This is a genomic window from Ureibacillus galli (assembly GCF_014836845.1).
Classification (GTDB): domain Bacteria; phylum Bacillota; class Bacilli; order Bacillales_A; family Planococcaceae; genus Ureibacillus; species Ureibacillus galli.
Genome location: NZ_JACSQA010000041.1, coordinates 12,032 through 27,019 on the forward strand (window position 1 = coordinate 12,032; position 14,988 = coordinate 27,019).

The following is a 14,988-nucleotide window of genomic DNA, read 5'->3' on the forward strand; positions in this document are numbered from 1 at the left end:
CCTAGCCTTTAAATTCATTGAACGGTTTAATAATATTTAAATTTCTCAGTTCTTCTTCTAAAGGCTTTTTCTCTTTTAGCACCTTTAGTCCAATTACATGAAGGGAAGTCTCAATAGTTGTTTTTTTATTTTTCCCCTTATTTTCTTTATGTTTTCTCCCTACTCTATCCGGAAATAAAATTTTTTCTGCAATTACTTTATTCATACTCTGACTATCATTACTTTCCTTTTCTAACACTTCAGATACAAGTTCTACAGCTTCCTTTTTAGATAGTCCTAAACTTTGTGCAAAATTAATATACTGTACAAATTCTTTAGCATTTGAGAGAGCATTTTCATGTTCCTTCTGCAATTCCCCTTCAATCATTACACTTTCGGGTAGCTCTTTTATGTAATTATTAACATCTACCCAGTCTGGTTTTAAATCCTCAATTTTCTTTAGCTTTTCAATATCTCCAGTTTGAAGAGCTATAAGTGTAGGTCGAAGAATCTTTAAATTGGTTTCTGCAGCTCTTTTTATGAAATTTATACTAATTTTCTCCTTTCCAAGTGAAAGAGCTAGCAATTGTACTTGAATAAACAAATTTATAACTAAATCCGTTATTCCCTGTGTCTCATGATAAAATAATTCGTTCACTTCCTCAGATAAGGGTGTATATTCTGTTAACCACTGAAACCTCCATAATTTTTCTAAAAATAAATCCCACTTCTTATCTTTCTCCATTCTGTCAAAGAACAAAATTCCCATCCCGCTTGCCCGTCTTGCAGTCGCAAGTAGTGGAGTGAAAAGATCAATAGATGAATACGTACCAATAAAAACAAGAGGTACACCTAGCTTATTGTGCAGTTCCACAAAAAAATTCATGGTTAATTTGCCTTCATTCCCTCTTTTCATCCGCTGAATTTCATCAAATACAAGAACTCCTATACAATGCAAAGCTGCAACATGTGCCATCTTGTCAATTAAATCTGATTCATTCATTCTGGCTTTTACAAACTGTTTATAATAGTTCGTACCTAAGATGTTATCTACTGCCATAAAAAAGTTTTTACATAGTGAACCTCTGGAAGCGTTAAAAGGACATTCAATGACCAGCCAAACAATTTGCTTTAAGAACCCGACAGAAATCCCATTATGCTCATAATCAGAATGAATAATGACTTGAGGATATAGTAAAAGGATTTTTTCAATCGCTGTTGATTTTCCAATACCACTAATCCCTATTATCGAAAAGTTCGTTGCGGTAGAACGATTTCCTAGTATATTTCCCTTTTCTAAGTCATAGTCCCCTCTGAGAATTTCAGATATACCAACAGAAAATTGTTTTGCATATAAAGGACTAACCGGATTTCTTCCTACATATCCAGTCCTAATCATAGTTGAAATTTTAACCTCTAATTCTAAGTGAATCGGCATTGGTTGTATAAAATGATGTTTTATTTGTTGAATTAAATGCATTCTAATTTCAGGACTTTCGTTTATTTCATCCTGAATAAAGTTTGGTGTTTCCATTAAGAGTTCAATTACTTTCTGTCGCGTCAATATATCGGGTAAAGCCTCAATAAGAGGGTTATGTTTATAGTCATTTACTTTTTGCTCATGATAAATTGCATTACATTGTCTGCCCATTAAAACAGTAGTAGGCTTGCATTCATACTCAGTACTATTTCCCGACAATTACATTCCCTCCTTCTCATCATGTTGGATGATTAAATCTAATAAGTAATCTTCATCATCCTCAATTTCATGATTTATAAAATTCTTCATTTCAATCACTTCTGCTTTATATTGATCTTTGTCTGGTTCAAGAGTATTTCCCCAATGTTCTTTGCCTCTCAAAAATTCTTTTTCATTTTTTCTATTTTCCCTTATGTCTCTTAACCTTGCTGCCTTACTTTCATCTGGATCACTCATTTCGTTTGTATCCCTTTTCTCATCTTTCATAATTTTTTCAATCTGTGCATTCGTGTCGATTTTTAACTGTCTTTGGGAAGTTGCCTGTAACGCCTTATTAACATCCATTATGAACTGTTGCTCTTGTACTTCCTCTAATCTAAATTGAGAATACCTTTGGTCAGCATCTACTAAATGACACTTAATGAATTTATTTCCCTCCATTTTTATATAGATATGTTGGATATCTCTAGGGTCGTAGTAAATGACTTCTTTCCACCTTTTAATTCTCGCCTGTTCAAACCAAGCATTTTCTATACAAAAGTCGCTTGAATACCTCATTTTATTAAAAACGATTCCTTCCGCTGTAATGCTCACTTCTTTTGAATGCATCAAATTTAATCGGATTAAATCTCGGTCTACCGTTTTTAACAAACCGGATCGATGTTTAAGTCCCCAATTCCATAAATTAATTGGCGTAGGTAGTAAGTTAATTTCCATCATTTCTTTCTCTAATGCGTAACCATTTAGAACACTATGGTTATGCTCTAATATCGTTAGGACAATCACCCGCTCAAACGCCTTTAGTGTTAACTTTGCATCAAGTCTGTAGTCTCTACCCCCTCTTTCTTTATAGTCCTTATGGACAATTCCGGGCATCCAATGTTGGCTAATTCTTTCGTTAAGGATTCTGAAGTGACGTTCAACAATTCCCTTTAAATCCGCTCTATACGGTGGAGCATTTATAATTTGTATACCAAGCGATGCTACAAGGTTATCTGCATTCTTACTCTCCATTTCCCCTCTATCTGCCTTAATTCTCTTCGGCAAATGTTCACACGGCCAATCCTCATCTTCGAAATCATCAATTCCGAGGTTTTTACAATATTCTGTTTTGTTAGTTGATGCATTTTCTAATGCCATCATTGCTCCTATCCATGATGGGCCCTCTAATCCTACATAAACGCCGGCAACCATTCTTGTATAAACATCTTTTACAATGTAAACAACAGGTCTGCCTATAATTCGAGAACGATCAATTTCACTCACTAAATAAATATCCCCAATCGTAGCATCAATCTCAAAAATATCGCCGGGTCCCGCAGCCTTATTTGTTGCATCTCCTAGTAATGGACGATGATTCAAATAATATTTTCTTTCACCGTTCTTATTGATGAGCTTTTCTTTGGTGTTATAGGTTGAATTGTACCAGTTTAAGAATTGTCGATAATTTGGAATTTGTTCGTCTGGTAATGCAATTGGAACTACAACTCCATTTACGGTCTTGTATCCAGCTATATAATATTTTTTTATGATTTCTTCATGTGATTTTTTTAATGTTGTTTTTTTTCCCTTATAGAACAATTTGATTCCAAGCTCGAATATTTCTTTATCAACTTCCGTAACATTAACTCCTTGAATACCTTTTTCGATAAGTAATTTTGAGGGTCGTCCTATCTTCTTATCTTTTAAATTCTTCGGTTTTCCTCTACCGCCACTATTGGAATAATTAGGCAATAGGGTGTTAATGGTTTTTCCACCCCGCCAATATTCTCTTAACGTTGCATAAATTATTTTTCCCCTTTCTCCAGTTTTCTTTTTGATCTCGGCAACCATCTCTTTTAGTAAATCTGGTTCGTAAATAAAGGGTTCCTTTTCAACATATTCCTTTATAATCGCCCATCTTTTATCCCTTATCTTCTTGTGCTTATCTAAGTAATTTTGTTCCGGTGCATTAAACACTTTATACGGATCAAATGTAAGGATCGACACATATGGAGTGTCTAGTGCTTTTTCTAATTCAGTATAAGATTTAAGAGTAGTTAGATAACGTCCTTCTTTATCAATATTGAATAAAACAATGTCTTCTAAATCAGGTGATATCCAAAGAACCCGCTCAATCGCAATTGTTTCCATCTCGTTATTTCTAAATTCAATTAATGTATTAACATGAATAGTCATGATATTCCTCCTAATCGTTCGCTTATTTGATTCGTTTTTTTATCAAAAATCTCCAGTTTCTCTGTTGGATTAATTAGTTTATTCATGATGTCCATTTGCCATATTTTATTTGCAAATAGATACTTGATAATAAATAGACATGAACCATATTCTAGTCCAAATATCTCATCATACTTCAATGCAAGTTGGGATAATCCTAAATCTTCCGTCTTTATTGCCTTGTATAATCTAGGCTCCAATTTTCTGACTAAGGAAATATCCAAATTTGGTCGATTATCTAAAGTCTTCGCATCATAAAACCAACTAATATTTTTAATAAAGGTTTTAGGTATATCCTTATCCGTCACAATTCCCCAATCAGTAATACCTATCTCTTTAAAAAATGTTCTTTCGATATCGAATTTTTCTAATTCCCTTATTGTTAATTTATTAGTGGGCTTAATGCTTCTTACAACTGTTTTAAAACCTGATTGTGTTTTCACAGTTAAATAAAAATCTGTTGTAATGACTTTCAACGGCCCAGTACTCCCATTTTCTTTAGGGTGATTAATGCCAAATCTTTCAGCAATTTCGATTGTTCTTTCTAAATACGGTGAGGAAAATTGTAATAAGGGATATTGTTCTCTTATATCCACGACATATGGAGACCATTCCAATGTATAAAAGTATTGGAGTTCAAGCTCCGAAAGAAAATGATGCTTGCGTTGCGTCTTCCATCCTAAATTTCTCGTTGCATAACCATTTGATGCAACATCTTGAATTTCCAACCAAGATAGATAATCAGCCCCCTCCCCTTGACCTCTTCCTTCTTTAATCCAACGTTCAATTTTTGATTCAGTTGAATTTTCTCTTTTTCTCTTCGCCATTTTTCTCACCTCTAGAATTTAACCCTTTTACATTTATTGGTAGTTTTATAGTTTTTGAAACGTATCTAATAATAGGCACTAATATTAGATACCAATATAATAAAAAAACTCTGCCCCGTTAAGAGCAGAGTTGAAAAAAAGTATTTAGTTTAGCAGATAAAAATTTATTTTGTATTTTCAATTTAAACACCTTTTTTATTATTTATAAAATAAGTTTGAGTTAGAATCTTATCCACAGATTCCAACTTTTTTTGTACGGTTCCAACTTTAATTGTTCTATACAATTACGAATATATAACTAACTATCTTATTCAACCGTTACAGATTTTGCTAGGTTACGAGGTTTATCTACGTCACAACGACGGTGTAATGCCGCGTAGTAGCTGATTAATTGTAATGGTACAACGGATACAAGTGGCGTTAATAATGAATGCACTTTTGGAATGACTAGGCGATCGCCTTCTTCCTCTAATCCTTCCATTGCAATAATACATGCATTGGCACCGCGCGCAACCACTTCTTTTACGTTACCGCGAATGTTTAATGCTACTTGTTCTTGCGAAACAATCGCAAATACTGGTGTACCATCTTCGATTAAAGCGATTGTACCATGTTTTAATTCCCCACCAGCAAAACCTTCTGCTTGAATATAAGAGATTTCTTTCAGTTTTAACGCACCTTCCATACTTACATAGTAATCAAGGTTACGTCCGATAAAGAACGCATTACGTGCAATTTTTAAATAATCTTCCGCAATTTGTTCTAACTCATTTTTAGAGTCTACAATTGTTTGAATCGCGTTAGCCGCAATCGCAAGCTCTTGTTTTAAGTCCATATCTAGTTCTCTACCAGCTGCTTTACCAGCTACATAGGCTGCAACAGCTAGTACTGCAACTTGTGCAACATAGGCTTTTGTAGAAGCAACAGCAATCTCAGGACCAGCATGTAATAATAGCGTATAGTCCGCTTCACGAGAAAGCGTAGAACCAGGTACGTTTGTAATAGTTAATGCTGGGTAACCAAGTTCTTCTTTTACTCTTACAAGTACTTGACGGCTATCCGCAGTTTCTCCAGATTGAGAAATGAAGATGAATAAAGGTTTTTCAGATAAAAGTGGCATGTTGTATCCAAATTCACTTGAAATATGAACTTCTACTGGAATACCAGCAATTTTTTCGAAATATTGTTTCCCGATTAAACCAGCATGGTAACTAGTTCCAGCTGCAATAATATATAAACGGTCTGCTTGTTTTAAAGCTTCTAAAATATTATCATCAATCGTTAATTCACCATCTGCATTGCTATATGCTTGAATGATTTTACGAACAACACTTGGTTGCTCATCCATTTCTTTTAACATGTAGTGAGGGTAAGTACCTTTTTCAATGTCGCTAGCATCTAGCTCCGCTTTAAACGGTTTACGCTCCACTGGACGGCCTTCTAATGTTGAAATTTCTACTTTATCACGGTGAACTAATACGACTTCTTTGTCGCGAAGTTCGATGAATTGATCTGTTACTTGTAGCATCGCCATTGCATCAGATGCAACGACGTTAAAGCCGTCACCAACACCAACTAATAGTGGTGATTTATTTTTTGCAACATAAATTGTATCTTCATCTTCTTGGTCTAATAATGCTAAAGCATATGAACCATGTAATAATGATAATGTTTTACGGAATGCCTCTACAGTTGAAAGACCTTCACTTGCAAATAAATCAACAAGTTGAACGATGACTTCTGTATCTGTATCGGATTTCATTGTAATCCCTTTTAAATATGCTTTTTGCAATAAATGATAGTTTTCAATTACACCATTGTGTACTAATGTATATCGACCTGAAACACTTTGGTGAGGGTGTGCATTTAATTGGTTTGGTACACCGTGAGTTGCCCAACGCGTATGCCCAATACCAATTGTTGCATCTACATCATCGTCTACTGCAGTACGTAAATCCGCAATACGTCCCTTTTCTTTAAAAACTGTAATACCTTCTTCATTACGAACCGCAATACCTGCTGAGTCATATCCACGGTATTCTAGTTTTTCTAATCCTTTTAATAAAATTTCCTTTGCATCTAATTGACCATTATATCCTACGATTCCACACATTTTCTTTTTTCCTCCGTTAAAGCAATATCATTTACTAAAAATGACAATGAAAAAACACCTGCTTTTGAAGTAATAAAGGAATTCTGTTTAATTCCTTAACATACTAAAAGCAATAAAAATAAAAAACGATATTGCTTCATAATTATTTGCCTTTTCGTTTCGCTGTCCAAAAAATCTCTTTTTTGTTTTAAAAACGAAATTAACAACCGGGCATGCGATCGGGAGGTATCCGCCGAAAATTCGATAATCCTCCACCTCGTCAACTAAGGATTGCTGTCCGTTCGATTTCCTTAGCTCAGGCGCTATTATTGTTTTCCTTTTTACTTATAAAGCGCGTTCCTAATCCTCCTTTGGGCGCTCGCTTGAAAGTAAATTGAAAATTAATTATTTTTTTCAAGCCTCTTCATCATACAGAATATGCTGTGATTCGTCAATCATCCACGCATATCTACTAGTTTCCTATTTTTTCATAAAAAAATTCCACTAGAGAATGCCTCTAGTGGAACGTTAAAGATTATAATTCTTTTTCTTTTAATAAATTGACAATTTCACGGTTAAAAGCTGGTAAATCCTTTGGTGTACGACTCGAAACAAGTTGTTTTTGACAAACAAAAACTTCTTGGTCATGGAAGTTAGCACCCGCATTTTCTAAATCAACTTGAATCGATTTGTAACCCGTAATATCTCGTCCTTCTAAAGAACGAGCAGTAATTAAAAGTTGTGGACCATGGCAAATGGCAAAGACGGGCTTCATATCCGTCATAAATTTTTTCGCAAAGGCAACAACCCGATCATCATCTCGTAGTAAATCCGGTGAAAAGCCCCCTGGAATAAATAATGCATCGAAATCTTCTGCATTTACATCTTCGATTCCATAGTCAATTTCAACACGAACTTCACCTTGTTTTCCTCGGACCGCTTTGTTTCCTACTTTATCAATTGTTATTACGGTATGACCTGCTTCTTCTAATGCTTCTTTAGGACTTGTATATTCAATATCCTCAAACATATCAGTAATTAATGTAGCTACTTTAGCCATTACACACACTCCTTTCAACTATACTATAGCCGATTTTTCGCACAAATAAACCGAAAAAAGATTCGTCTCTATAGAAAAAGCCAGTAGAGCCGCTGATGAGAAATTTACAGCTTATCTACTGACTTTTAAATTTTAATCTGTTAATCCTAATTCTTCACGTACGACATTTGCGATTCGGTTTACATAGCTTTCACATTCTTCTTCTGTAGCTGCCTCAACCATTACACGTACTAGTGGCTCTGTACCTGAAGGACGAACTAAAACTCGTCCATTTCCTCCCATTGCTGCTTCTACTTCAGCAATTACTTTTGCCACTTTTTCATTTTGAGTAACAGCATGTTTATCTACAACACGAACATTTACTAAACGTTGTGGAAACACCGTCATTTCAGACGCCAGTTCAGATAAACGTTTGTCCGTTGCTTTCATAATGTTTACAAGCTGAATCCCTGTTAATAAACCATCGCCTGTCGTATTGTAATCTAGGAACACGATATGACCAGATTGTTCTCCACCAAGGTTATAATCGTTCGCTCGCATTTCTTCTACAACATAGCGATCTCCTACTGCCGTTTTCACACTTGTCATTCCGTTATCACCAAGTGCTTTATAGAACCCTAAATTACTCATTACAGTAGAAACTACTGTATTTTTCTTTAAGCGGCCTTTGCTGTATAAATACTTACCGATGATGAACATAATTTGGTCACCATCAACAATTTGACCTTTTTCGTCTACAGCAATTAAGCGGTCACCATCTCCATCAAATGCTAGTCCAACATCTGCTCCACGTTCAAGCACTAATGCTGCTAGTTTTTCGGGATGTGTAGAACCGACACCTTCATTAATGTTTAAGCCGTTTGGCGAAGAACCCATTGTTGAAATATCTGCCTCTAAATCGGCAAATAAATGAGTCGCTAACTGGGAAGTTGCACCGTGAGCACAATCAAGAGCTACATGCAGACCTAAGAAATCTTCATCCACAGTTTGTTTTAAGTATGAAAGATACTTTTGACCACCTTCGAAGTAATCACTTACTGTACCTAAATCGCCTCCGATAGGACGTGGTAATGCATCTTCTTCCATATCAAGGATGTTTTCTATTTCAGCTTCTTGTGCATCTGTTAATTTAAAGCCATCAGGTCCGAAAAATTTAATACCGTTATCAGCAACCGGATTATGAGAAGCGGAAATCATTACTCCTGCAGCAGCATTCATTACACGTGTTAAATAAGCAACACCTGGTGTGCTAATGACACCTAGTCGCATAACTTCTACTCCAATGGATAGTAGACCTGCTACAAGTGCTCCTTCTAACATATGTCCTGAAACGCGTGTATCTCGTCCAATAATCACTTTTGGACGCTCTGTTGCATGTTTAGTTAATACATAACCTCCAACACGTCCTAGCTTAAATGCTAGTTCAGGCGTCAACTCTGAATTGGCGACACCACGCACGCCATCAGTACCGAAATATTTTCCCATTACTTTTTCTCTCCTTCAACGCTAGACATTCTATGCTACAAAAATTGAGATTTTATATGATTTTATCTCTGCAATGAATGATCTATAATTGTTTCCATTCAACACGACTTATTCTGCTGTATTTTCTTCATCAGATGGTGTTTCTTCTGGATTTGTTTGATTAGCATCTGTTTCACCAGTATTTGTATCATTAGCATTTGACTCACTAGTATTTGTATCACCAGTGTTTGTTTCTCCCGTAGTAGGTTGCTCTTCCTCCGGTTCTTCCGGAGTTTCCTCCTCAGGTTCAGTAGTTTTTTTCGTGACGTTAGCTTGTACCTCAATGGATTTAGCTGAAAGCCTCGTTGCACCATTTGGTAAAACTAAATCCACATCATAAACACCAGACTCTTTAATTTCTGATACGTCAAATTCTACTTCTAATTGGGTTAATGGGTCAATCATTGTTTTTGGACCAAACACTTCAATTGTTTTAATTTTTGACGTTAAACTATTAATGGTGACACCTTCCATCGGTGTTCCCGTCTGTCGTATTACGATTGGTATTTCGCGGCTATAGGCTCGCACATCCACCTTTACGTTCACGGTGGCCGGTTCAATCGCTACATCTAATTTATTCAAACTACTATCCAATACTTTAACATTTGCTTCTTGTTCAAAGGAAGCATTTATACCATCCTCAGCATTTATAGTCGCTTTTACATAACTGATTTTATCGATAATACTTTTAGCACCGGTTACAAGTACTGTATCTGGTTCCGCACTCATGCCGACTAACTCATAACCTTCGGCGATACGACCGTTATTAAGCTCCGGATCTACACTTACTTCTTTTGTAACCTTTTCCTCAATGACAATATCTACTACTTTTGGATCAATGGTAACATCAAGTTTTTCTGAAAAGTTTTCATGTTGAATTGTAACTCGATGTTCCCCAATTAACAATGAATTTAAGTCGACAAACACTTTAAAGTCTTTTCTTAATTTTGCTTCAATTACTATTTGTACCGGACCTTCAATCTTTACATCAACGGTCTCTGGAAGGCCTGACACAATTAAATTTTCTGAATCGTAATAAGCTTCAAGTGGTACATTCGTAATAATATCCATTTCGGGATTAATACTTGTAGATTGTCCACTTTCAATTTGAGCCTTCGCATAAAAAAACAATAAAATAGCAAGTATAAGAGCTACAACACGTAAAGCCCAGTGACTATCAAATAACTTATCCATTCTTTCTTCCCCCCCAAGTCCACTTAGAGGTTATTTCTGAATCTTGTTGAGGGCCAAACCACATTTTTCTAAGTTGCGTTTCGAATTCCTCAATTGTTAAGTTTCGATATAAGTTTCCATTTCTAGTTAAACTGATGGCACCTGTTTCTTCTGACACAACAATCGTGATGGCGTCCGTTACTTCACTTAAACCAACGGCAGCACGATGCCTTGTTCCTAGTTCTTTTGATATAAACGTACTTTCTGATAATGGTAAATAACAAGCAGCTGCGGTGATTTTATCTTTTTGCATAATTACAGCTCCGTCATGCAACGGCGTATTTGGAATAAATATATTAATTAATAACTCTGAAGTAATCTCGGCATTTAATTTAATACCCGTTTCAATATATTCCGTTAATCCTGTTTCATTTTCTATGGAAATAAGGGCTCCAATTCGTCGTTTAGCCATATAACTAACCGACTTTTTCATCGCTTCGACTAAACGTGTTTGTTCATCCTCTAATTGATTCGTTGAACGTTGGAATATTTTACCTCTACCTAATTGTTCTAACGCTCTTCGAATTTCAGGTGTAAAGATAATGATAATAGCTAAAAATCCCCAATCAATTACTTCTTGTAATAACCATCCAAGGGTATCAAGGCCAAATATGACAGTAGCAAATCTGGCGATAATGATAACAAAAATCCCCTTTAATAATTGAACAGCTTTCGTTCCTTTAATGAGGGTTAACAATTTATAAATTACGTACCACACTAATAGTACGTCTAAAAAACTAAACACAATATTTACAGGCGTGAAGTCTGTAAACTCCTCAATAATCTGCATGTGGCATCCCCCACTTTTTCTTGCTATTTCATGTATATCAATGACGTCACGAAGTTATTACGTGAGTATAGAATTTTTATTAAAATATACCTATTTTTTATTTTTATAAAAAAATAAAAAGTACTAAATGGAAATTTTTTATTTCCTTACTTAAAAAATTGGAATTCTGCTCAAAAAGAGCCATGAAATTATTAAAAACAGTATAACACATTTTCCCCTTATAAAGCTTTCGTCAAGAAAAAAGTCTACTCCAGTGAGCAGACTTTAACATATTTATTTACTTATATAAAATAATCCATTCACTTAATTATTATTTTTCAAATAATGCCATGAAATCATTTGCCATATCTTTTATTTCATACCATAGCCATTCAAATACTTGATCAATTTCTTCAATTTGACCAGTAACAACCGAAGTGGAAGCCATATATTGTCCATTTATAACTGTTACATTTCCATTTACTGCCCCTTCGATGACAATGTCACCATTTTTCACAACGATGTCCCCTTCCACTACTTCACCTTCTGGGACAATAACTGTTTGCCCGTCTACAATTAAATTTGGTTTTGCTGTGAATGAAAATTCATCGTTAGGATAACTACTTAATAATGTAGCACTCATGAACAAGAAGAATACTGCAGCTGCAACAATAATCGGATGTTGTCTAAACCATCTTTGTACACCGACCCGATTTTTATGTTTTGGCAAACGCTTCATTACCATTTCCTCAAAATGTGGAGGTGCTGTAATATGCGCTGCACTTTTCACAAAAGCAATCGTGTCACTTAATTCGTGCATATGTTGTTGACAGTCAGAGCACACTTGCAAATGTTTCTTTAGCTGTTGTTCATGTTCACGACTGATGTCGCCATCTAAGTATTCGTGCATATAGTCAACAATGTATTGTGGACACGTACTCATGCCTTACCCCTCCTACAGATTGTTTAATTGCTTTCTTAAAGCTTCGCGCCCTCGATGAATTCTTGTTTTAACTGTTCCTAATGGCATATCTAGAATTTCACTTATTTCTTGCAGCGACAACTCTTCTATATACTTTAATACGATTACTGACCGATATTTATCGGGTAATCTGCTGATTTCATATTGAATTCGATCTTGTAATTCCATCTTTTCAACTGTTTCTTCCGGTAGTTGCTCCGATGCTGGAATATGTGAGTACATATCAAGTCCGTCCGTACCAGGAACTTCTGCATCTAAATAATAATCTGGCTTCTTCTTTCGAATTCTATCAATACAAAGATTCGTTGCAATTCGGAATAACCATGTTGAAAATTTTCTCTTTTGATCGAATGTATGAAGGTTAATGTATGCTCTCACAAACGCCTCTTGCGCAATATCTTCCGCTTCTTGTTTGTTTCCAAGCATACGATAACATATTTGGTATAACTTGTGCTGGTAGAGGCTCACAATATCTGAAAATGCGTTTTGATCACCTTTTAGCACTTGCTTTATTCTTTTGTTCACTAACGCATCCATTTGTGTATTCCCTCTCCACCTTTAAGGCTTATTATTATTTACGTCGATTCACCAAAAAAGTTTCATGACATTTAATATTATATCAAAATTTTTTATACCTTAAAATCACTTATTTGGCATAATTATCCTTAATACAGTCGGAATATACTTCCTTATACTAGTTTTTCACCAAATAGCGACCCCATTAGAGCAACTGCTACATCTGCCGTTTTATTTCGTTCATCCAGAATCGGGTTTACCTCTACAAATTCAGCTGAAGTAATGAAGCCTTCTTCCTCTAACATTTCCATTGCGAGATGACTTTCTCGATATGTAATTCCTCCTGGTACAGGTGTCCCGACGCCTGGTGTATATAATGGATCAATTCCGTCTAAATCTAGAGATAAATGAACTCCATCGACCTGACGTTTATTTAAGTAGGAAATAGTATCTTCAATTACTTTCGTCATTCCTAGACGATCTACCTCATGCATGGAATAAACTTTAATTCCTAATTTTTTAATTAACTCTCTTTCCCCTGGATCAACTGATCGTGCCCCTATAATGACAATATTTTCAGGCTTGATTTTCGGTGCAAATCCCCCTATTGTAACTAACCGATCATCACCTAGACCTAAACTAACCGCTAAAGGCATCCCATGAATGTTACCTGAAGGAGATGTTTCAGGTGTATTTATATCTGCATGGGCATCATACCAAATAACTCCCAAGTTTTTATACTTTGTAGTTAATCCTGCTAGTGTTCCAATGGCTATACTATGATCTCCACCTAAAACTAATGGAAATCTTCCATCCTCTAATACTTCTTGCACTTTTATTGATAGTTTTGTACATACTTCTATTACTTCTTTTAAATTTTTTAAGTTTGTACCTAATTGGGACGTAGCAGTTTCTTTTTTAACTAAAATATCGCCCTCATCTTTTATTTCATAACCTAAATTTTCTAGTCTTTCTACAACATCAGCATAACGAATTGCACTCGGCCCCATATCTACCCCACGACGCAATTGTCCATAATCTGATGGTACCCCTATGATTGACACTTCTCTATTTCTCATTTCTATCCCCCCTATTGAATTCCTTATATTTTATATTGAATATTGAAATGGCTCAACTCGACAAAATATTGAATATTTATTCATTTATTATTATTCAGTTTCTTTAAGGGGGGTAGATGGGGTATTTATTTTTACGGAATAAAAAAATCCTCTACTCATTTGAGTAAAGGATTGGATTTATTAATATGACGCTAATAGCGCTTATGTATAATAAAAATGGCTGGGGTACCAGGATTCGAACCTGGGCATGACGGAATCAAAATCCGTTGCCTTACCGCTTGGCTATACCCCAAAATGGTGGAGGGGGACGGATTCGAACCGCCGAACCCGAAGGAGCGGATTTACAGTCCGCCGCGTTTAGCCACTTCGCTACCCCTCCAAATTAGCACTTATGGTGGAGGATGACGGGCTCGAACCGCCGACCCCCTGCTTGTAAGGCAGGTGCTCTCCCAGCTGAGCTAATCCTCCATAATTAGAAGTGATAATTTTTATTTTGATGCATTATTTATTTGGTGACCCGTACGAGATTCGAACTCGTGTTACCGCCGTGAAAGGGCGGTGTCTTAACCACTTGACCAACGGGCCTTTATATATCTTAAACAAGACAAGATTTATATTAACACTATTAATTAGTAGATGCAACTATTTTTTAAAATTTTTGTTAAAAAATTTTATTTCTATACAATATAGAAATTTTTTGCAAAAAAAAATGGCTCCGAAGGTAGGACTCGAACCTACGACCAACCGGTTAACAGCCGGTTGCTCTACCACTGAGCTACTTCGGAACGATTTTAAATGTTGTTCACATATATTTATTATTATACTTAGAACAGTAAATTATACAAGTCATTTATTAAATTTCCATATAAAATAATGCCGTCGATCATGACAAATAAAAAAGCCACTACTGACTGAATCAGCAATGACTTTTTGAGCCTAGCGACGTCCTACTCTCACAGGGGGAAGCCCCCAACTACCATCGGCGCTAAAGAGCTTAACTTCCGTGTTCGG

The 14,988-nt window shown here is 35.7% G+C and carries 11 protein-coding genes, 5 tRNA genes and 1 rRNA gene; all 17 read right to left on the minus strand.

All coding sequences use genetic code 11. The annotated features are described in order from the left end of the window. Position 1 precedes the first annotated feature (1 nt). Positions 2 to 1,678: an ATP-binding protein gene (locus tag H9636_RS17640; RefSeq protein WP_191708879.1), complete on the minus strand. Its 1,677-nt coding sequence runs from the start codon at positions 1,676 to 1,678 to the stop codon at positions 2 to 4. Then, on the minus strand, positions 1,679 to 3,856 hold the full coding sequence (locus H9636_RS17645; protein ID WP_191708880.1) for a Mu transposase C-terminal domain-containing protein: 2,178 nt from the start codon (positions 3,854 to 3,856) through the stop codon (positions 1,679 to 1,681). Next, positions 3,853 to 4,722, minus strand: coding sequence for a TnsA endonuclease N-terminal domain-containing protein (locus tag H9636_RS17650; RefSeq protein WP_191708881.1), 870 nt, complete (start codon positions 4,720 to 4,722; stop codon positions 3,853 to 3,855). The genes H9636_RS17645 and H9636_RS17650 overlap by 4 nt, the downstream gene beginning before the upstream one ends. A gap of 307 nt (positions 4,723 to 5,029) precedes the next feature. Then, a complete protein-coding gene (gene glmS / locus H9636_RS17655; protein ID WP_191708882.1) occupies positions 5,030 to 6,835 on the minus strand; it encodes a glutamine--fructose-6-phosphate transaminase (isomerizing) in 1,806 nt (601 codons plus the stop codon). 514 nt (positions 6,836 to 7,349) lie between these two features. Continuing rightward, a complete protein-coding gene (locus H9636_RS17660) occupies positions 7,350 to 7,874 on the minus strand; it encodes a type 1 glutamine amidotransferase domain-containing protein (RefSeq protein ID WP_191708883.1) in 525 nt (174 codons plus the stop codon). A 132-nt stretch (positions 7,875 to 8,006) separates the two neighbouring features. Then, positions 8,007 to 9,359: a phosphoglucosamine mutase gene (glmM, locus tag H9636_RS17665; RefSeq protein ID WP_191708884.1), complete on the minus strand. Its 1,353-nt coding sequence runs from the start codon at positions 9,357 to 9,359 to the stop codon at positions 8,007 to 8,009. Between the two features lie 108 nt (positions 9,360 to 9,467). Beyond that, entirely contained in the window at positions 9,468 to 10,592 is a 1,125-nt protein-coding gene (locus tag H9636_RS17670) for a CdaR family protein (RefSeq protein WP_191708885.1), read from the minus strand. Beyond that, positions 10,585 to 11,421, minus strand: coding sequence for a diadenylate cyclase CdaA (gene cdaA, locus H9636_RS17675; protein WP_191708886.1), 837 nt, complete (start codon positions 11,419 to 11,421; stop codon positions 10,585 to 10,587). Before cdaA ends, H9636_RS17670 begins: the two co-directional genes overlap by 8 nt. Positions 11,422 to 11,731: 310 nt before the next feature. Next, positions 11,732 to 12,343 carry an anti-sigma factor family protein gene (locus H9636_RS17680; protein ID WP_191708887.1) on the minus strand — a complete coding sequence of 204 codons (612 nt, stop codon included), beginning with the start codon at positions 12,341 to 12,343 and terminating at the stop codon, positions 11,732 to 11,734. A gap of 12 nt (positions 12,344 to 12,355) precedes the next feature. Then, a complete protein-coding gene (gene sigW, locus H9636_RS17685) occupies positions 12,356 to 12,919 on the minus strand; it encodes an RNA polymerase sigma factor SigW (RefSeq protein ID WP_191708888.1) in 564 nt (187 codons plus the stop codon). Positions 12,920 to 13,071: 152 nt separating this feature from the next. Beyond that, positions 13,072 to 13,977: an arginase gene (gene rocF / locus H9636_RS17690; protein ID WP_191708889.1), complete on the minus strand. Its 906-nt coding sequence runs from the start codon at positions 13,975 to 13,977 to the stop codon at positions 13,072 to 13,074. 217 nt (positions 13,978 to 14,194) lie between these two features. After that, positions 14,195 to 14,269: transfer RNA gene (locus H9636_RS17695), tRNA-Gln, on the minus strand. 3 nt (positions 14,270 to 14,272) lie between these two features. Further along, positions 14,273 to 14,356 (minus strand) — tRNA-Tyr (locus H9636_RS17700). A 13-nt stretch (positions 14,357 to 14,369) separates the two neighbouring features. After that, positions 14,370 to 14,445, minus strand: a tRNA-Val gene (locus tag H9636_RS17705). A gap of 42 nt (positions 14,446 to 14,487) precedes the next feature. Further along, a tRNA-Glu gene (locus H9636_RS17710) sits at positions 14,488 to 14,562 on the minus strand. 125 nt (positions 14,563 to 14,687) lie between these two features. After that, positions 14,688 to 14,762 (minus strand) — tRNA-Asn (locus tag H9636_RS17715). Positions 14,763 to 14,911: 149 nt separating this feature from the next. Beyond that, positions 14,912 to 14,988, minus strand: a 5S ribosomal RNA gene (gene rrf / locus H9636_RS19540); the annotation flags it as partial.